General features: G+C 65.0%; 18 protein-coding genes and 1 riboswitch. Of the genes, 3 read left to right on the forward strand and 15 right to left on the reverse strand.

Features of this window, described 5'->3' with window-relative positions:
• The 4 genes from AC0L2J_RS22955 to AC0L2J_RS22970 form a co-directional block, all read right to left on the reverse strand.
• Positions 1-1,144: MATE family efflux transporter (locus tag AC0L2J_RS22955; RefSeq protein WP_473394634.1), on the reverse strand; the 1,144-nt coding region annotated here is incomplete at its 3' end.
• Between the two features lie 321 nt (positions 1,145-1,465).
• On the reverse strand, positions 1,466-2,518 hold the full coding sequence (locus AC0L2J_RS22960) for a hypothetical protein (RefSeq protein ID WP_473394636.1): 1,053 nt from the start codon (positions 2,516-2,518) through the stop codon (positions 1,466-1,468).
• A gap of 123 nt (positions 2,519-2,641) precedes the next feature.
• Positions 2,642-3,052 carry a PAS domain-containing protein gene (locus AC0L2J_RS22965; protein WP_473394637.1) on the reverse strand — a complete coding sequence of 137 codons (411 nt, stop codon included), beginning with the start codon at positions 3,050-3,052 and terminating at the stop codon, positions 2,642-2,644.
• A 105-nt stretch (positions 3,053-3,157) separates the two neighbouring features.
• A complete protein-coding gene (locus tag AC0L2J_RS22970) occupies positions 3,158-4,294 on the reverse strand; it encodes a 2'-deoxycytidine 5'-triphosphate deaminase (RefSeq protein WP_007615675.1) in 1,137 nt (378 codons plus the stop codon).
• Between the two features lie 80 nt (positions 4,295-4,374).
• A riboswitch (SAM riboswitch) is annotated at positions 4,375-4,454 on the forward strand.
• A 70-nt stretch (positions 4,455-4,524) separates the two neighbouring features.
• On the opposite strand from AC0L2J_RS22970, the gene AC0L2J_RS22975 reads away from it, so the two are divergent.
• A complete protein-coding gene (locus AC0L2J_RS22975; RefSeq protein WP_007615678.1) occupies positions 4,525-5,721 on the forward strand; it encodes an O-succinylhomoserine sulfhydrylase in 1,197 nt (398 codons plus the stop codon).
• Positions 5,722-5,869: 148 nt separating this feature from the next.
• Here AC0L2J_RS22975 and AC0L2J_RS22980 read toward each other — a convergent pair whose 3' ends face one another.
• From AC0L2J_RS22980 to AC0L2J_RS22990, 3 genes are read right to left on the reverse strand one after another with little or no spacing between them, the layout of a single operon-like run.
• Positions 5,870-6,862 (reverse strand): SGNH/GDSL hydrolase family protein, encoded by a 993-nt coding sequence (locus AC0L2J_RS22980; RefSeq protein WP_007615680.1) that lies wholly within the window; start codon positions 6,860-6,862, stop codon positions 5,870-5,872.
• 12 nt (positions 6,863-6,874) lie between these two features.
• Complete coding sequence (locus AC0L2J_RS22985; protein ID WP_007615682.1) at positions 6,875-7,654, reverse strand: SGNH/GDSL hydrolase family protein; 780 nt, start codon at positions 7,652-7,654, stop codon at positions 6,875-6,877.
• Positions 7,654-8,919, reverse strand: a complete 1,266-nt coding sequence (locus tag AC0L2J_RS22990) for an OpgC domain-containing protein (RefSeq protein ID WP_007597863.1) — start codon at positions 8,917-8,919, stop codon at positions 7,654-7,656. The genes AC0L2J_RS22985 and AC0L2J_RS22990 overlap by 1 nt, the downstream gene beginning before the upstream one ends.
• 205 nt (positions 8,920-9,124) lie before the next feature.
• Between AC0L2J_RS22990 and apaG the strand changes: the two genes are divergently transcribed.
• Positions 9,125-9,517 carry a Co2+/Mg2+ efflux protein ApaG gene (apaG, locus tag AC0L2J_RS22995; protein ID WP_026233080.1) on the forward strand — a complete coding sequence of 131 codons (393 nt, stop codon included), beginning with the start codon at positions 9,125-9,127 and terminating at the stop codon, positions 9,515-9,517.
• 995 nt (positions 9,518-10,512) lie between these two features.
• Here the strand turns inward: apaG and AC0L2J_RS23000 are convergent.
• The 3 genes from AC0L2J_RS23000 to AC0L2J_RS23010 all read right to left on the reverse strand — a co-directional run bounded on the left by AC0L2J_RS23000 (position 10,513) and on the right by AC0L2J_RS23010 (position 13,972).
• Positions 10,513-11,532, reverse strand: a complete 1,020-nt coding sequence (locus tag AC0L2J_RS23000) for an Hsp33 family molecular chaperone (protein WP_035974513.1) — start codon at positions 11,530-11,532, stop codon at positions 10,513-10,515.
• 290 nt (positions 11,533-11,822) lie between these two features.
• On the reverse strand, positions 11,823-12,770 hold the full coding sequence (argF, locus tag AC0L2J_RS23005; protein ID WP_007615686.1) for an ornithine carbamoyltransferase: 948 nt from the start codon (positions 12,768-12,770) through the stop codon (positions 11,823-11,825).
• Positions 12,770-13,972, reverse strand: coding sequence for an aspartate aminotransferase family protein (locus tag AC0L2J_RS23010; protein ID WP_007615687.1), 1,203 nt, complete (start codon positions 13,970-13,972; stop codon positions 12,770-12,772). The genes argF and AC0L2J_RS23010 overlap by 1 nt, the downstream gene beginning before the upstream one ends.
• A gap of 455 nt (positions 13,973-14,427) precedes the next feature.
• Between AC0L2J_RS23010 and AC0L2J_RS23015 the strand changes: the two genes are divergently transcribed.
• Positions 14,428-14,940, forward strand: a complete 513-nt coding sequence (locus tag AC0L2J_RS23015; protein ID WP_007597869.1) for a GcrA family cell cycle regulator — start codon at positions 14,428-14,430, stop codon at positions 14,938-14,940.
• A gap of 225 nt (positions 14,941-15,165) precedes the next feature.
• On the opposite strand, the gene phoB is transcribed toward AC0L2J_RS23015, so the two are convergent.
• Genes phoB through pstC form a run of 5 tightly spaced genes read right to left on the reverse strand, consistent with a single transcriptional unit; the run spans position 15,166 to position 19,275 of the window.
• The gene (phoB, locus tag AC0L2J_RS23020) at positions 15,166-15,873 is read right to left on the reverse strand and encodes a phosphate regulon transcriptional regulator PhoB (RefSeq protein ID WP_007597871.1); all 708 of its coding nucleotides are present in this window, start codon (positions 15,871-15,873) and stop codon (positions 15,166-15,168) included.
• 14 nt (positions 15,874-15,887) lie between these two features.
• A complete protein-coding gene (gene phoU, locus AC0L2J_RS23025) occupies positions 15,888-16,604 on the reverse strand; it encodes a phosphate signaling complex protein PhoU (RefSeq protein WP_007615688.1) in 717 nt (238 codons plus the stop codon).
• A 10-nt stretch (positions 16,605-16,614) separates the two neighbouring features.
• Positions 16,615-17,439, reverse strand: coding sequence for a phosphate ABC transporter ATP-binding protein PstB (gene pstB, locus AC0L2J_RS23030; RefSeq protein ID WP_007615689.1), 825 nt, complete (start codon positions 17,437-17,439; stop codon positions 16,615-16,617).
• Positions 17,436-18,281 (reverse strand): phosphate ABC transporter permease PstA, encoded by an 846-nt coding sequence (gene pstA, locus AC0L2J_RS23035; RefSeq protein ID WP_007615690.1) that lies wholly within the window; start codon positions 18,279-18,281, stop codon positions 17,436-17,438. Before pstA ends, pstB begins: the two co-directional genes overlap by 4 nt.
• A gap of 4 nt (positions 18,282-18,285) precedes the next feature.
• Positions 18,286-19,275: a phosphate ABC transporter permease subunit PstC gene (pstC, locus tag AC0L2J_RS23040; protein WP_007615692.1), complete on the reverse strand. Its 990-nt coding sequence runs from the start codon at positions 19,273-19,275 to the stop codon at positions 18,286-18,288.
• Positions 19,276-19,332 lie beyond the last annotated feature (57 nt).

Below are 19,332 nucleotides of genomic sequence, written 5' to 3' on the forward strand. Positions count from 1 at the left end.
CCCCCCCACCCCCCCCCCCCCCCCCCCCCCCCCCCCCCCCCCCCCCCCCCCCCCCCCCCCCCCCCCCCCCCGCGGCGGGGCGCGGGGGGCGGGGGGCGGCCCCCCCCCCCCCCCCCCCCCTCCTCCGGGGCGGGGGGGGGGGGGGGGCGCCCGCCCCCCCCCCGACCGCCATGCCGATCATCGGCACCGAGGCGATGCCGAACGAGAACGCGATCGAGGTCAGCAGGAATTCCAGCCGCGCACCGATGCCGTAGCCGGCCAGGATCGCCGTACCGAATTTCGCAAGCATGTGGGTGAAGATCGAGATCGTCAGCACCGATTGCAGCGGCGAGAAGCAGGCGATGGCGCCCACTTTGAGGATGTCGAAAAACATCGCCCATTGGATGCGAAGTCCGCGCAGCTTCGGCGTCACGCGGGCGCGGCCGGAGAACAGGTACCAGCCCATCACGCCGATATTCATGCAATAGGCAATCAGCGCGCCGGCGGCGACGCCGCGCATGCCGAATTGCGGCACCGGACCGAGCCCGAGGCCGAGCGTGCCGCCGAGCACGATCTGCCAGGCCGCAGAATTGAGGATCAACAGCGACGGCAGCTTCATGTTGCCGGTGCCGCGCAGGACGCCCGCCATCGTGTTGAGCAGCCAGGGCAGCACCGCGCCGCCGAAAAACACCTGGGTGTAGGCGATAGCATGCGTCAGCACATCGCCGCGGCCGCCGAGCATTTCCAGAACGCGCGGCCCGAAGATCAGCATGCCCAGCATGAAGACGAGGCCGAAGCTGATGCCGATCAGCAGCGCGTGCGCGGCAAGCGTCCCGGCACGCTCGCGATCGCCGGCCCCGAGCGCGCGCGCGATGGCGGAGGCCACCGCGCCGCCCATCGCACCGCCAGACATGGTCATGGTCAGGATCACTGTCGGAAACACCAGCGCCATCGCGGCCAGCGCTTCCACGCCGAGCCGCCCGATATAGGAGGTCTCCGCAATCACCGTGCAAGTGCCGGCGGAGAGCGCGACCACGTTGGGCCAGGCAAGTCCGAGCAGCGTGCGCAGGATCGGCCCGTCCATCAGCGCGCTCCTCACGGGGCGCGGAGGCGGCGGCAGCGGACGCTCCTGTTCATCGACCGGAATCTCGGCGATGTCTGACATGTCCTCTCCGGGAGAAAGCGCCATTTGCGGCGCGGCAATGCGTAGGTGTGCCAATGAATTGGTTCGCGCGCAGGGCGCAACGAGAGGCTTGTTAGCACGACACGCAGCGATTCCTCCTGCGCCAGGTGCAGGCGTGCCCTGCGGCAGCGCATTTCAGCCCGTGGAATTGCGACTCTCAGTCTCCGTGGGGCCATCCTTCGAGACGCCCGCTTCGCGGGCCCCTCAGGATGAGGTCTTGTTTCGCGGTGACATGTCGGACCCTCATGGTGAGGAGCCCGCGAAGCGGCCGTCTCGAACCACGAGGCCAACGCCCGCACGGCATTACCCAATCGTCCAGACCAATGGCGGACGGCCGGGCGGTGTCGGGGACAGGTGCACGCCGATGTGCCGCCCGCATCCGGCCGCAAGCCCTTCGAACAACCCCGCCAGTACTTTGGCGCAAGCAGGGTGGTTATCGGCGACGCCGTCCATCAACTTCCAGCTCTGCTGACGGATTTCGAACGTGCCTTCGGATTGCGTCGTCTCAGCCACATCGTCCTGCGCGACAAACAGCGCGTCGAGGAACGTCGCGAACTCGCCCGCACCGCCGCGGCCCATCGACAGCGCCGCAGCGACCTCATCGAAATATTGCATCCCGATCAGCTTGCCGGTGAGGTGCAGGAGATAGCCCGCATCCTCCGGACCGAACAGCTGCACCATCACGGGCGCGGCGGTGCGCACATATTCCATCGCATAATTGCGATAGGCTTTTTCCAGTCGCGGTCTTGGCCAGCTTGCGACCGGCAAGGCCGGAGCCGCGGCGGCATCGAACAGCGGCGCTTCGAGATGCCTCGCGAACACGAGGCGCTGGTCGAGCTCGAGCGGTTGGTCATATTGGTGATAGTAGCCTTCGAGCCCGTCCTGGCCGTCGACGCTCTGCTTGGTGCAGACGAACCCCAATCTGGTATCGCCGAGCGCCACACCATTGTTGGCGTGCCAGCCGCGCAGCATCGCGCGCGAGACTTCGCCCGGCACGCCGCAGATGGCAGTGCCTTTCCAGATCCAGCGCGGCGGCGGATAGCGGATCCAGGCTTTGCGGTCGCTCTCATACATGTATTCGACGTGCACGCCGCCGATCCAGTTCGAGAGGTAGTGATATTGCGCGGCGGCGACTGCCGGCGGCAGATGGCTCAGCCCGAGCTTCTCCAGCCCCGGCAGAAAGCGCTCCTGCTGCTGGCGGCGGAACACGCGAAAGACGAACTCCGCAGCATCCGCCGTGCCACGACGCGTGACCACGGTGAGGATCAGGCCGGTGAAATAGGCGTGATAGAGATCGGCAACGGCGCGCCAGCGTTTCCATTGAGCTTCCTGCGCGACGTCTGATGCGGCGGTCATGTTCGCTCCCGATCGTTGTTTTGATGGAGTGTGTCACTGCATCCGGCGACGGACAAGCCGAGCCGCACGCGGGGCGCCCTGCACGCCGGCGCGCCAATTCCGCATCACGAAGTTTGCGCAGGCTTAGTTTTGCGCAGCTTTGGCGGCACGCTCGCGCTCGATGCGCTCGGTGACGTCGCGTGCCATCGCCACCGATCCCTGCACCACGCCAGCGGCGTCCCGCACCAGCGCAAAGGTCATCTCGATGTAGAGCTTGCGTCCGCCCTTGTGCAGCGCGCGGGTCAGTGTCGGTTTGCCGGCAAGCTTCATCGCGCCGCTGGCAAGCGCGGCCTCAAAGCCCTTCCAGTGCGCGGCGCGCAGATGTTCGGGAATGATCAGGTCGAGATTCTGGCCCAGCGCTTCGTCCGCGGAGAAGCCGAACAGCGCGGACGATGCGCGATTCCAGCGCATGATGGTGCCGGAGCGATCCGAATAGATCAGCGCATCCGCGACGTCGTCGAGGATTTTTGCGTCGAGTTCGGATGAATTGGTCATGTCAGCACCTTGTAGCCCGGATGGAGCGCAGCGTAATCCGGGATCGTGCCACAAGTGAGACTTTCCCGGATGACGCTTGCGCTCCATCCGGGCGAGGGGTGATCGCTACACCCGGAAATGCTTGCTCAGCTTCAGCCCCTGCGCCTGATAGTTCGAGCCGATGCGCTGACCGTACATGGCGTCGGGGCGCGCCAGCATCTTTTCATAGACGAGGCGGCCGACGATCTGGCCGTGCTCGAGGATGAACGGCACCTCGCGCGAGCGCACTTCGAGCACGGCGCGCGAGCCCAGCCCGCCGGCGCCGGCATAGCCGAAGCCGGGATCGAAGAATCCGGCATAATGCACGCGGAACTCGCCGACCAGCGGATCGAACGGCACCATCTCCGCGGCGTAATCGGGCGGCACCTGCACCGCCTCTTTCGACGCGAGGATATAGAACTCGCCTGGATCGAGGATCAGGCTGCCGTCGGGGCGGGCCGAGATCGGCTCCCAGAACTCCTCGACGGAATAGCCTGCGCGGCGATCGACGTCGATGACGCCGGTGTGGCGCTTGGCGCGGTAGCCGACGAAGCCCCCGCTCTTCTCGCCGGAAAGATCAACAGAGACGGCGACGCCGCCGGTGAGATCGGCATCGTCGATATCGACGAGACGCTCGGTCGCATGCAGCGCCTCGAGGTCGTCGATGTTGAGGATGGCATCGCCGGTGCGGAAGCGCACCTGGCTCAAGCGCGAGCCCTCGCTGACCAGCACCGGGAACGTCTTCGGGCTGATCTCGGCATAGAGCGGGCCGTGATAGCCGGCACCGATCATGTCGAAGCGGCGGGTGCCGTCGGCGATCACGCGGGTGAAGACGTCAAGCCGGCCGGTCGAGCTCTTCGGGTTGGCGGCCGCGACGATCTCCGGCGGCAGCGCGAGGCTTTCGAGCAACGGCACGATGTAGACGCAGTTGGTCTCCAGCACCGCGCCGTCGGCGAGGCTGAACTCGTGCAGCTTCAACTCGTCGATGCGCTCGGCCACGGTGGCGCCGGGACCGGGCAGGAAGCTGGCGCGCACGCGATAGGCGATGTCGCCGAGACGCAAATCGAGGCTCGCCGGCTGGATCTGGCTTTCGACGAAGTCGTAAGCGGGCAGGATGAGACCGCCCTCCGCCATCGCCGCGATCATGCGGTCGGGCAGGATACCATTGGCGTCGGCGGCAACCGTGAACGTCAACCGGGGGTCCTCAGCAGGGATCAAACACATCCCGACATGCGGGAAATATGAGCGTTTTACGGCTATCCGATGGACGTCTTGACGGAAAGGGCATTGCGGAATATGAGCATGACTTATCCCGTGGTGATTTGAGCCGGCCGGCTTGCAGCCACGTTAAATAAGTCGCTAAACAGGCCGGGGACCTCTGTGATCCCGGCCCGTGGAGATGTTCCAGGCCGGTTTTTTTGTGACCATTTTCGGTGGTCACTTCAGGAGGTCCTATGTCGAAGTCCCCGGCGCCAACCGCCCACTACCGTCCCGAAACCCGCCTGGTCCATTCCGGCACTTTGCGCTCGCAATATGGCGAGACCTCGGAGTCGCTGTTCCTGACCCAGGGCTACGTCTACAACAGCGCCGAGGAGTGCGAGGCGCGGTTCAAGGGCGAGGACCCCGGCTTCATCTATTCACGCTACTCCAATCCGACCATCTCGATGTTCGAGCGGCGCATGATCGAGCTCGAAGGCGCCGAAGCGGCCCGTTCGGCGGCGACCGGCATGGCCGCGGTGACGACCGCGATCCTGGCGCCGCTCAAGGCCGGCGATCACGTCGTGGCTTCGCGCGCGCTGTTCGGCTCGTGTCTCTACGTCGTGCAGGATTTGCTGCCGCGCTACGGCATCGAGACCACGCTGGTCGACGGCCTCGATCTCGACCAATGGCAGCGCGCCATGAAGCCGAACACCAAGACGTTTTTCCTGGAGAGCCCGACCAATCCGACGCTCGACGTGCTCGACATTCCCGGCATTGCCGAGATCGCGCACAGCGGCGGCGCGCGGCTCGTCGTCGACAACGTGTTCGCCACTCCGATCTGGCAGAGCCCGCTCGCGCTCGGCGCCGACGTCGTGGTCTATTCCGCGACCAAGCACATCGACGGCCAGGGCCGCTGTCTCGGCGGCATCATCCTGTCCTCGGAAGCGTTCATCGCCGAGCACATCCACAATTTCATGCGCCAGACCGGCCCGTCGATCTCGCCGTTCAACGCCTGGGTCCTGCTCAAGGGCCTGGAGACGCTCGCCGTGCGCGTGCGCGCGCAGACCGAGACGGCGGCGCGCATCGCGGACGTGCTGGCGAGCCATCCGAAGATCTCACGGCTGGTGTTTCCCGGCCGCGCCGATCATCCGCAAGCTGCATTGGTGAAGAAACAGATGCGCGGTGGCTCGACGCTGGTCGGCCTCGAGGTCAAGGGCGGCAAGCAGGCGGCGTTCCGCGTGCTCAACGAGCTCAAGCTTGCCAAGATCTCGAACAATCTCGGCGACGCCAAGAGCCTCGTCACGCATCCGGCAACGACGACGCATCAGCGCCTCAAGCCGGAAGACCGCGCCGCGCTCGGCATCAGCGAAGGCTTTATCCGCTTCTCGGCGGGGCTCGAGCACGCGGACGATCTGATCGAGGATCTGACCGCGGCGCTGGAGAAGGCGTGAATTATTGTCGTCCCGGCGAAGGCCGGGACCCATAACCACAGGAAGCAGTTTGGCGAAGACCCAGAGTTAAGGGGGGGGAGCGGTACGAACACCGCGCACCATTGATGGATCACGCGGTATGGGTCCCGGCCTTCGCCGGGACGACAAGTCACATCGGCCGGTAGGTCCGCACGTCCGCGGGCACGTTGACGCCGAGCTTGATCTGGCCGACGGAGCGGATGATGTCGTCGCCGAGGAGCTGGGCGAAGCAGGCGTAGCCCCAATCGTTCATGTGCAGGCCGTCGGCGATCACGAAACTCTCGACCGGAAGCGATTGCTTTTCGTGCCAGTCGCGCATCACCTCGAAGCGCGGAAAGATGCCGACGTGACGGAGCTCGGCGACCTTGCCGAGCAGCTTCACCATCTTGCCGGCGCTGTCCGCGCGCTGGTTGACGGCGGGCGAATATTGCGGATCGACCAGCACGACGTCGGCATCGCCGGCGGCCTGGATGCGGCTGATGCCGTCCTCGACCAGTTTGGCGGTATCGCCGGGATCGAGATTGCGCAGCACCGCATTGGTGCCGACCTGCCAGATCACCAGATCCGGATGCACGTCGATCACCTCTTTCTGGAGACGCTTCATCATCTCGGGCGCGTCCTCGCCGCCGACGCCGGCATTGACGACGGTGATGTCGGCGGTCGGATAGTGCCGGCGCAGCTGCGCGGCAAGGCGATTGGGATAGTTGAACTCCGGCGAGCTCGCGCCGAATCCCGCGGTCGAGGACGAGCCGAACGCGACGATGACGACGGGCTGGCCGGCGACGAGCTTGCCCGCGACGTGCGGCAGCGAGCCCATCGCCTTCGCGCCGCCCTTCGGCGACAGGCAGGGCACGCGGCTGAAGACGTCGCCGGCGGATTTCGCGACCTGCTTCACCTTGTCGATGGCGCGCGCCGTGATGCCGCGCTGGTCGGGGGACGTCGCTGCGACTGTGGTCTGGGACGGTGAAGCGGGAGCCGGATCAGCCGACTGCTCCGGGGCCGGCGTTGCCTGTGCGGCCTGCGTCTGCGCGTGCGACTGCGAGGCCGGACTCAGCACCAGCAGCAGCGCTGCTGCGGGCACAGCCAGCCATGCCGTCAGGCAAAAAGGGCGGAGAGAACTCATTAACGCTAGACCTCAATTTTGCTGCTGGGCCGGCTCCAGATGCGCAGCGTCGATCACGAACTGTGCCAACGCCCGGCCGAGGCAATCATGGACCTGTTTCGCCAGCTCAGGCCCGCGCGACGGGCTGAACAGGTCGAACTGCCCCTGATCATTCCACTGCCGCATGATCGCGAACCGATCGAACAGCGGAATATCGTGCTCCTGCGCCACCACCCGCATATTGTCGAGGTATGGCGGCACCGAGATCATGGTTTCGGTACGCGGACTGTACTGCAAGTTCATCAAGACGACGTCAGCCCCTGCCTTTTGCAACGCAACAACCCCTTCGGTCACCGCGCCACGAAAATCATCGGGATCGATGGCTCGGATAGCATCGACGGTCCCGGTCTGCCAGATGACCAAAGTAGGCGTTTTTGCTTCCATCAGCTTAACGAAGCTGGCGGCCGCCTCCTCGGCCGTCTTCTTGCTCTGTATTTCTACGGAGACGTGCACCGTCTCGGACGGCGGCAGCTTGTCCTTCAGGATGGTCTGCATCCGCGCCGGATAAGAGGCGTCCTCGGAAGCCGGGATCGTGGTCGAGCGACTGCCGATGACCAGGATTTCGAGCGGCTTGCCGGCCTTGATGGCATCGGCGACCTTGGGAAGCTGGCTTTCGCTGGTGAGCAGATAGGAGGGCACTTCACAGGCTGCGGGCACGGCTGAAGCAGCCGGCGCAGCATCATCCGCGCGCGCCGGAGGCGCGGCGAGACCACCGCACAGCAGGATCAGGCTCAGGAAAACCTTCGCCTTCATCAGCCCCCTCCCGCCATATCGGCGCTGCCGACGGCGCTTTTGGTTTTCGAACCGCTCTTGTCAGCCACCCGCTTGTACCACGAAATCAGCCAGGCCATGGCCCACATGATCAGGATTCCGGAGAGGCTAATTAGCGCATGCATGACCGGGCCGCCCGAGACTTCGGCCAGGATGAAATGTCCGGCAAAGGCGAGGAAGACGCCGAGACAGAATATCTCCAGGGAATGCGATCCGCACAGGATCAGCGGCCGCAGCCAGGGCGATTTCAGGCCGGGCCAGTCCCGCGGCAGGACGCGCACGGTGAGCGCGGCCAGCGCCAGGAAATGCGTGAAGCGCAGCACGTCCAGGTCGGCCTTGTCGATCGGATACATCCACTGCTCGAGCCGCTTCGGCATGAAGTGGGAGAGCTGCGGCACATACCAGGTCAGCGTCACGTAGAATGCCGCGACCAGATAGGCGATCGCGATCCACATCGTCACCCGCGAAGCCAGGATGCGCGACATCCGTCGCGCACCTCCGAGCGCGCACCATGCCCCGAACACGAACAGCAATTGCCAGGCGAAGGGATTGAAGGCCCAGAAGCCGTTCGGATAGGCCGACAGGTAGAGATCGTATTCCCAGGTCACCGCGTAGAGCGCGACCGAGAGGCCGAGCGTCACGTCGGGGCGCCATTTCATCAGCCACAGGATCAAGGGCAGCGCCAGCATCAGCACGATGTAGAGCGGCAGCACGTCCATGTTGACGGGACGGAAGCGCAGCAGCAGCGCCTGCACGATCGTGACGTCGGGCTGCTTGAGGAAATCCATGATGCCCATCTCTTCGGTGTAGAGCGGGTTCTCGAACCTGGTCGCGACGTAGGAGATTTCGGCAAGGAAGATCGTGAACAGGAAGACGTGGGCGACGTAGATCTGCCAGACGCGCCGCAGGATGCGCGCGGTGGCGACGACGATGCCGGACTCCAGCATCGCCCGACCGTAGACGAAGGCGGCGGTATAGCCGGAGATGAAGATGAAGATCTCGGTGGCGTCGCTGAAGCCGTAATTGCGGATCGTGAACCAGGTCAGAAGGCTCGGCGGCAAATGGTCGATGAAGATCAGCCACAGCGCCAGGCCGCGGAACAGGTCCAGCCGGAGCTCGCGCTCGCCGATGGCGGGCAGCGAAATCGCCGGCGCGGCCGCGCGCCGCTTCGCCCCCGCGGACTTGACCTCCACAGGTTTAGCGGTTCCGGCGATCGTCGATCCCGTCACTTGGTCGGCAATGGTCATCGGGGGCCTAAAAACCCTTCCGCAAATCGCGACGTGGCAAGGAGTGTACCGGTCCGGCCGTCATCTCGCAAAGCGACCGGATCACATGCAAGTACACTTTGACGTACCCTTGGACGTGTACTTCCCTGCGAATTCGGGCGGGACGATGTCGCCAGGACCGCCTCCAGCGTTTGGTTCCAGAGCGGTTTTCGGTATGATGGCAATCATGTACCGCGCCGTGACCCGCCAGATCGAAGTGACCGTCGAGCCGAACTTTGTTCCGGAGCAGTCGTCGGCCGACCGCTCCCGTTATTTCTGGGCCTACACCGTCGTCATCACCAATTCCGGCGACGAGACCGTGCAGCTCAAGACGCGGCACTGGATCATCACCGATGCCACCGGCCGGCAGCAGGAGGTGAAGGGCGAGGGCGTCGTCGGCGAGCAGCCGACGCTCGCCCCCGGCGAACGCTTCGAATACACCTCCGGCGTGCCGCTCACGACCGCCTCGGGCTTCATGACCGGCCGCTACCAGATGGTCAGCGCAACCGGCGAACGCTTCGAGATCGACGTGCCGACGTTCTCGCTGGACAGCCCGGACAACAAGCGGGTGTTGAATTGAGGGTGGCGGCGACGCGACCTTTTGGGGCAGGGCTTCCCCGATAGCGTCCCGACTCTCGTGTCCCGGACAAGCTGCAACGCGCAAGCGTTGCTGCGCGGAGCCGGGACCCAGGGGCGACACGGCCCAATGCGGATAGATGGGCCCCGGCTCTGCAGCGCACCGTCGAAGGGACGCTGCGCCGCGTCCGGGGCACGAGAGCGGATCGTCTTCGCGTTCATCTTCGACTTGCAGACACGCCTTTTCGTTCTCGCGGCCGATTTCGCCCGAGCCTTGCTTCGTCGCACCACCCTCAAATCCAAGAGGGCGCAGGGAAGGCCGGGTGCCGGCTGGCACCCACGGTCTGCTGCGCGAAAGGTGTAGCGCAAGAAGACCGCACAGCAGCATACAGGTGTAGCCAATCACTCGGCCTTCCCTGCGCAGTGGTTGGACGGCTTATGCCGTGCTCTCCCGGGAGCCGAGTTCCTTTTGGCCTCCCTCGCCCTCGCGAAATTCACCGGCATCGCGCCGGTTGGCGCAAGTGCCGCATTCGCCGGGGCTTGACCGTAGCAACGACGGCCAGGACCACACGGTTTTGCCGTACGCACGGCCCGCCATTTCGCCGCAGTTTTCCCAGCCCTGTCGACGGAGCCGGAAACTTACAGACGAGACGAAGCCTGACAGCGCCGCTCGTCGGAACGAAGCCTTGGGCTCACGGAGAGCAATCCGCCCTGCCCACGCCTTTCGCACCCGAACGCTGCCGCGTCCACCGCAAGCCCGGCTCGCGAACATGACGACCACAAGATCGCCCCTCAAGGATGAGCCGGGATGAGCGACATATACGCGATTTCCGAATTTCGGTAAAGTGGAATATTTTTGTGCGTATGGATTGACAGAGGGGCGACACAGAGGAGGTCCCGTAGCCCGGATGGAGCGCAAGCGTAGTCCGGGAAGGTGCCGAATGCCGGGCGAGCGGCCCCGGATTGCGCTGCGCTCCATCCGGGCTACGGGCTAACGTCTCACGCGTCCTCGACGCCCGCCTCATCCGGTGTGAACTCGTACACCGAGCTGCAGAACTCGCAGGTCACGACGACCTTGTCGTCCTTGACCATGGCGGCCCGGTCGTCGGACGAAAAGCTCTTCAGCATCGATGCCACCGCGTCGCGCGAGCAGGAGCATTGCGCCTTCAAGGGCAGCGGATTGAACACGCGCACGCCGCGCTCGTGGAACAGGCGGTAGAGCAGCCGCTCGCCGGACAGCTCCGGATCGATCAGCTCGACGTCTTCGACGGTCTCGATCAGCGAGCGCGCCTCGACCCAGGCATCGTCTTCAGCGACGGCATGCACTTCGACGCCCTCGGGCGCATCGCCGGGATGCAGATCGGCCTGCCGCGCGCGCTCGGGCGCCTTCGGCAGGAACTGCATCAGCATGCCGCCGGCACGCCAGCGATGCTTGCCGCCGTCATTCGAACGCCATTCCTCGCCGACGGCGAGGCGCACGCGGGTCGGGATCTGCTCGGAGCGCAGGAAATATTCGTGAGCGGCGTCTTCGAGGCTGCCGCCGTCGAGCGCGACCAGGCCCTGGTAGCGGCTCATGTCGGGGCCCTGGTCGATGGTCATGGCGAGATGACCGTGGCCCAGCAGCGCGCCGGAAGTCTTGCCGGAATCCTGGACTTCGCCGAGGCGCGCGGCGTCGTAGCGCGCATAGGCGCGCAGGCGATCCGGCGCCTGGTAGTCCACGACCAGGAACGACACCGGACCGTCGGTCTGCGCCTGGAGGATGAAGCGGCCCTCGAATTTCAGCGAGGAGCCGAGCAGCGTAGTCAGCACGATGGCCTCGCCGAGCAGCTTGCCGACCGGCGCGGGATAATCGTGCTTGGTCAGGATCTCGTCGAGCGCCGAACCAAGCCGCACCAGCCGACCGCGCACGTCGAGCGCGTCGACCTCGTAGGGCAGCACGGCGTCATCGATCGGAACCGCGGATGGCGCGCGAACCGGGCCTTCGGGCCCGGTTTTCATGTCAGGGGATTGGGAAACCATGGCGCTTATCTGGGGTCGGAAGGCGGAATTGGAAGGGGGGTTGGGGAACTGTACGAAGCAACCTCAACCTCGGTGTCGTCCCGGACAAGCGCTAGCCGCAGATCCGGGACCCATAACCACAGGATTACGCTACTGCGCGAGATGACAACTCCGAATCCTCGCCAAACGACTTCCTGTGGTTATGGGTCCCGGATCGGCGCTCCGTTCTGGACAACGCTACGCGTTGCCAGAAGCTGCGCTTGTCCGGGACGACGATCATATGTGAGGTGGCCGCCGGGATTCCAGCGAGATCACTTCACCTCGTCGAAGCACCAGGCCAGAATGCCCTTCTGCGCGTGCAGGCGGTTTTCGGCCTCGTCGAACACGACGGATTGCGGACCGTCGATCACCTCGTCGGTGACCTCCTCGCCGCGATGGGCGGGCAGGCAGTGCATGAACAGCGCATCGGGCTTGGCCAGCGACATCAGCTGGGCATTGACCTGATAGGGCTTGAGCACGTTATGGCGGTGCTCGCCTTCCTTGTCGCCCATCGACACCCAGGTGTCGGTCACGACACAATCGGCGCCGCGCACGGCGGCTTCGGCATCCGTGCCGAGCATGATCGGCGCGCCGGTCGCCTTGATGAAGTCGCGCATCGCTTTTTTCGGCGCGAGCTCCGGAGGCGTCGCGACATTGAGCTGGAACTTGAAGCGCTCGGCGGCGTGCGCCCAGGAGGCGAGCACGTTATTGTCGTCGCCGGTCCAGGCCACGGTCTTGCCCTCGATCGGGCCGCGATGTTCCTCGTAGGTCATGAGGTCCGCCATCACCTGGCAGGGATGCGAGCGCCGCGTCAGGCCGTTGATGACGGGGACGGTAGCGTTCGCAGCGAGCTCCAGCAGCGCATCGTGATTGAGGATGCGGATCATGATGGCATCGACGTAGCGCGACAGCACGCGCGCGGTGTCGGCGATGGTCTCGCCGCGACCGAGCTGCATCTCGGCGCCGGTGAGCATGATGGGCTCGCCGCCGAGCTGGCGCATGGCGACATCGAAAGACACCCGCGTCCGCGTCGAGGGGCGCTCGAAGATCATCGCCAGGGTCTTGCCTTCGAGCGGCCTGACCGGCTGATGCGCCTTCTGCTTCGCCTTCATCGCGGAGGACGCGGCCAGCATGCGCTTGAGCTCCGACAGCGGCAGCTCGTTGATATCGAGAAAGTGCTTCGGTGTTTTCTTGGGTGCTTTATCGGGCGACTTGCTCATCAGCTTGCCGCCCGCTTGTTGCCGGACAACGCGGTGCAGGCGCGCTCGAGCCGCCCGACGCTGTCCTCGATCTCGGCTTCGGTGACGATCAAAGGCGGCAGGAAACGCACGACATTGTCGCCGGCACCGACGGTGAGCAGCTTTTGGTCGCGCAAGGCGGCAACGAGATCGCCGGAAGGCACCACGGCCTTGATGCCGATCAGGAGGCCCTCGCCGCGCACTTCGCTGACGACATCGCTATGACGGTCGATCACGGAGGCGAGCTTCTGCTTCAGCAGCAGCGACATCCTCTGCACGTGGTCGAAGAATCCGGGCTTGAGCATGACGTCGAGCACGGCGTTCGCAGCGGCGATCGCGAGCGGATTGCCGCCGAAGGTCGAGCCGTGCGAGCCCGGCGTCATGCCGGACGCCGCTTCCGCGGTCGCAAGGCAGGCGCCGATCGGAAAGCCGCCACCGAGCGCCTTGGCCAGCGACATCACGTCGGGTTCGACGCCAAGGCGGCGGTACGCGAACAGATCGCCGGTGCGGCCCATGCCGGTCTGCACCTCGTCGAAGGCGAGCAACAAACCCTTCTCGTCGCAGAGCTGGCGCAACGCCCTCAAGAAGGCGGGCGTTGCCGAACGCACACCGCCTTCGCCCTGGATCGGCTCGATCAGGATGCCGGCGGTCTGCGGACCGATCGCCTTTTTCACCGCGTCGAGATCGCCATGCGCAACCTGGTCGAAGCCCTCCATCGGAGGGCCGAAACCTTCGAGATATTTTGCCGAACCCGTCGCGGCCAGCGTCGCCAGCGTGCGGCCGTGGAAGGCGCCTTCGAAGGTGATCATGCGATAGCGGTCTGGATGGCCCTTTGCCGCGTGATAGCGGCGCACGACCTTGATCACGCATTCCAGCGCTTCGGCGCCGGAATTGCAGAAGAACACGAAGTCCGCGAAACTTTCATTGCACAGGCGCGCGGCGAGCTTTTCGCCGTCCGGGCTCTGGAACAGGTTCGACATGTGCCAGAGCTTCGTGGCCTGCTCCTGCAACGCCGCGACCAGCGCCGGATGGGCATGGCCGAGTGCATTCACCGCCACCCCTGAGGTGAAATCCAGATAGCGCTCGCCATTGGTCGCGATCAGCCAGCAGCCTTCGCCACGCTCGAAACCGAGGTCGGACCTGGCGAAAACGGGGAGCAAATGCGGCGCTGCGCTGTTAGTCATGACGGTCACTTGAATGTTGCGGACGGCGTGAGCGTGCATTGCGCAACGCACCATCGACCGGCCCGGAAAACGAAACGTGCCGCCTCTTGAGGGCGGCACGCACGACTATCTTAGGCCTGGTGAAACGGGTGTCAATGCCGCCCGGAAAGCCTCGCGAAACGCTGAATCCGTAGTCTTGCGGTGCCGATTTTGCGGGATTTAGCCACGGAACATGTGGAAGCGAGTCGGCGGACTCTTGCGCGGGAGTCACGCCATATTGTAGCGTTTGGATTGTCAGATACGACATCTCGTGCAGTGGTTCTGATCTTTAAGTCCTTATGTACCGGCGTAAACGTTCGGGCGTTCAAGACGCGCCCGGCGAGCCTTAAGGGATTCTGGCGGCACGGGTTTTTGAAGGCTTAGGCATTCGCTGCGAGGCCCCAGGATGGCTGGCGCGCAGCGAGGGAAAGGGTGCAATGACGGTTTTGACCTGGTCCGATGATCGCGTCGAGCAGCTGAAAAAGCTCTGGGAGGCCGGACTTTCGGCCAGCCAGATCGCGGCGGAGCTCGGCAATGTGACCCGCAATGCCGTGATCGGCAAAGTGCACAGGCTCGGCCTTTCGGGCCGCGCCAAGAGCCCATCATCGGCAGCGCCCCGGCCGCGCAAGGCGCGCCCCGCGCAGCACATGATGCGGGTGAGCCGCCCGATCTCGCGCGGCAACACCGCGCTGGCGCAGGCGTTTGAGGTCGAGGCGGAGCCGGATCCGGTCACCTACGACAACGTGGTGCCAATGAGCCAGCGGCTGTCGCTGCTGGAATTGAACGAGGCGACCTGCCACTGGCCGGTCGGCGATCCCTCCAGCCCGGACTTCTTCTTCTGCGGTGGAAGGGCGCTGTCCGGCCTGCCCTATTGCGCCCAGCACTCGCGCGTCGCGTACCAGCCGGCGTCGGATCGGCGCCGCGCACCGGTGAAGCCGGGTCCGCGCTAATCACGGCAAGTCGTCGCGCGAAGACAGTTCAATTGGAGTGTCGTCCTGGCGAAAGCCAGGACCCATACTCCGAGCACGCAGTTGTTGCGCGGAAGGGGTCACTCCGAGTCTTCGCCAAACCACGTTCGGTGGTTATGGGTCCCGGATCGGCGCTCGCTTCGCTCGCTTGTCCGGGACGACGTCGGAGAATTCGGGGACAGCTCGCCAGCAAACAAGCCTGCAACCCTACACCTGCTCCGCCTTCGCGAAGCGATCATCCAGCGCGTAGCCGGCGCCGCGGACGGTGCGGATCGGGTCCTGCTCGCGGCCGAGATTGAGCAGCTTGCGCAGGCGGCCGATATGCACGTCGACGGTGCGCTCGTCGATATAGATGTCGCGGCCCCAGACGCTGTCGAGCAGTTGCTCGCGCGAGAACACCCGCCCCGGGTGCTCCAGGAAGAACTCCAGCAGGCGATATTCGGTCGGACCGAGATCGATCGGCCGGCCCGAGCGCGCCACGCGGCGCTTGTCGCGGTCGAGCTCGATGTCGCCAAAAGCAAGGACGGTGGCGAGCCGCTCCGGGCTTGCGCGCCGCAGCAGGCCCTTCACGCGCGCCAGCAGCTCCGGCACCGAGAACGGCTTGACGATGTAATCGTCGGCGCCGGTCGCAAGACCCCGCACCCGCTCGCTCTCCTCGCCGCGCGCGGTGAGCATGATGATCGGGAGCTGCTTGGTCTCGGGACGGGTGCGAAGCCGCCGGCACAATTCGATGCCTGACAGGCCCGGCAGCATCCAGTCGAGCACGATCAGATCAGGAATGTGCTCCTTGAGACGGGTGTCGGCGTCGTCGCCGCGCATCACCGTCTCGACGTCATAGCCGTCGCCTTCGAGGTTGTAGCGGAGAAGCTCGGTCAGGGCTTCCTCGTCCTCAACCACCATAATGCGTGCGCCCATCGGGTCGTCGCTCCTTAAGTGTTCGGTACCGTGTTGGCGAAGGTCGTCATGTCGCCCTTCGGCCGCTTGTCGGTGATCGCCTGGCCCTCGATCATGTAGAACACGGTCTCGGCGATGTTGGTGGCGTGGTCGCCGATCCGCTCGATGTTCTTGGCGCAGAACATCAAATGGATACAGAACGAGATGTTGCGCGGATCCTCCATCATGTAGGTGAGGAGCTCGCGGAACAGCGAGGTGCAAATGGCGTCGACTTCCTCGTCGCCCTTCCACACCGCCATCGCCGCTGGCAGATCATGCGCGGCATAGGCGTCCAGCACCGACTTGACCTGCTGCTGCACGAGGTCGGTCATGTGCTCGAGGCCGCGGAACAGCTTGAGCGGATGGAAGTCCGTCTCCAGCGCCGCGACGCGCTTACCCATGTTCTTGGCGAGGTCGCCGATGCGCTCGAGATCGGTCGCGACGCGCATGGCACCAACGATCTCGCGCAGATCGACCGCCATCGGCTGGCGGCGGGCGATGGTGAGCACCGCGCGCTCCTCGATGCGCTTCTGCAGCGCGTCGAGCTCGGTGTCGGTTGCGACGACGCGCTGCCCGAGCGGGACGTCGCGGCGGATCAGTGCGTCGACGGACTCGACGATCATGCGTTCGGCGATCCCGCCCATCTCCGCAACCAGGCGGGTGAGTTCCTGGAGGTCGGTGTCGAAAGCCTTTGCGGTATGTTCGGAAGCCATGTCGCGTCTCCTAGCCGAACCGGCCGGTGATGTAATCCTGCGTGCGCCGGTCGGTCGGCGACGTGAAGATCTTGCTGGTATCGTCGAACTCGATCAGCTCGCCGAGATACATGAAGGCGGTCTTGTCGGAGACGCGCGCCGCCTGCTGCATGTTATGGGTGACGATCGCGATCGTGTAATCCTCGGACAGCTCCTGGATCAGCTCCTCGACCTTGGCGGTCGAGATCGGGTCGAGCGCCGAACAGGGTTCGTCGAACAGGATCACCTCGGGCCGCACCGCGACGGTGCGGGCGATGCAGAGGCGCTGCTGCTGGCCGCCGGAGAGCGACAGGCCGGAGGCGTTGAGCTTGTCCTTGACCTCGTTCCACAGTGCGCCGCCGCGCAGCGCCTTCTCGACGCGGCCGTCCATCTCGGACTTCGAGATCTTCTCATAGAGACGGATGCCGAACGCGATGTTCTCGTAGATCGTCATCGGGAACGGCGTCGGCTTCTGGAACACCATGCCGACGCGGGCGCGCAGCAGATTGAGGTCCAGCTTGCCGTCGAGGATATTGGTCTGGTCGAGCATGAGCTGACCGGTGGCGCGCTGGCCGGGATAGAGGTCGTACATCCGGTTGAAGATGCGCAGCAGGGTCGACTTGCCGCAGCCCGACGGACCGATGAACGCCGTGACGCGATTGGCGCCGAGCGTCAGGTTGATGTTCTTCAGCGCATGGTGCTCGCCGTAATAGAAGTTCAGGTTGCGCACCGTCACCTTCGGAGGCGCCTCCGGCAGCGCCGCCGTCTGCGGCAGACCCCCGGCCGCGCTCATCGACGATAATGAAAGATCACTCATTTTGCGGTCCTCTCGGCGCCAAGGATGCGCGCGCCAATATTCAGGGCAAGAACGGTCAGGGTGATGAGCAGCGCCCCGCTCCACGCCAACTGCTTCCAGTAGGCATAGGGGCTCTGCACGAAGTTGTTGATGGTGACAGGCAGGTTCGCCATCGTCTTGTTCAGGCCGAGGCTGAAGAACTGGTTCGACAGCGCGGTGAACAGCAACGGCGCGGTTTCACCGGCGACGCGAGCGGTCGCGAGCAGCACGCCGGTGATGAGACCCGATCGGGCAGCACGATAGGCGATCCGCTTGATCACCAGCGAACGCGGCAGGCCGAGCGCCGAGGCCGCCTCGCGCAACGCGTTCGGCACCAGCAGCAGCATGTCCTCGGTCGTGCGCAGCACCACCGGGATCACGATGACCGCGAGCGCGAGCGAGCCCGCGATCGCGGAGAAGCCGCGCATCGGCACCACCACCGCGCCGTAGATGAACAGGCCGATGATGATCGAGGGCGCCGAGAGCAGGATGTCGTTGATGAAGCGGATCACCGAGGTCAGCTTGTCGTTGCGGCCGTATTCGGCGAGGTAGGTGCCGGCGAACATTCCGAGCGGCGCGCCGATGCCGACGCCGATCACGGTCATGATCAGCGAGCCGACGATGGCGTTGAGCAGGCCGCCCTCGTTCGATCCCGGTGGCGGCGTGTTCTCGGTGAACAGCTGGACATTGAGTCCCGCCAATCCGTTGTAGAGCAGCGTGATCAGGATCAGCGCGAGCCAGGTGACGCCGAAGGCGGTTGCGGCGATGCAGAGTCCGCGGACGACGATGTCCTTGCGGCGGCGGCGTGAATAAATCGGGTTCATGGCGCTAGTTCCCCGCCTTCTTTTCCAGCCGCATCAGCATCAGCCGCGCCGCCGCGAGCACGAAGAACGTCAGCACGAACAGCAGCAGGCCGAGCAGGATCAGGCCGGACTGGTGCAGGCCGTCGCTCTCGGCGAACTCGGATGCGATCGCCGCCGAGATCGTGGTGCCGGGGGCGAAGATCGACGAGGAGATCCGGAACGAGTTACCGATGATGAAGGTCACTGCCATGGTCTCGCCGAGCGCACGGCCCAGCGCCAGCATGACGCCGCCGATGACGCCGACGCGGGTGTAGGGGATCACCACGCTGCGGACCACTTCCCAGGTGGTGCAGCCGACGCCATAGGCGGCTTCCTTCAGGACCGGAGGCACCGTCTTGAACACGTCGACCGAAATCGAGGTGATGAAGGGCAGCACCATGATGGCGAGGATCAGCGCGGCATTGAACAGGCTGAGATAGGACGGGGGACCCGCGAAGATCGCGCCCAGCACGGGCACGCCGTCGAAGATCTTGATCATGAAGGGCTGGAACGTGTTGGCGAGGAACGGACCCAACACGAAGAAGCCCCACATGCCGTAGATGATCGAGGGGATGCCGGCGAGCAGCTCGATCGCCATGCCGATCGGGCGGCGCAGCCATTGCGGGCAGAGCTCGGTGAGGAAGATCGCAATGCCGAGACCCACGGGAATGGCGATCAGCATCGCGATGAAGGAGGTGACGAGCGTGCCGTACATCGGCCCGAGCGCGCCGAGCACCGGCGGATCGGCGGACGGCGCCCAGCGCTGCGTCCACAGGAACGAGACCCCGAATTCCTTCATCGCCGGGAAGGCGCCGACGATCAGCGAAATGATGATGCCGCCGAGGATCAGAAGCACCGAGATCGCGGAGAGCCGCGTGATCCAGTAGAAGGTGACGTCGCCGAGCTTGAACGCGCTCAAGGCCTTGGCGCGGTCGTACGGTCCGGCGTCGTCGATTACATCGCTCTGAACGGCCATCTCTGCCACGCCGGTCCCCTGTACTAAAATATTATACGTTTTTTGTTGGTCCGTGCC

The sequence above is a fragment of the Bradyrhizobium sp. MV1.5 genome (genome assembly GCF_055807615.1).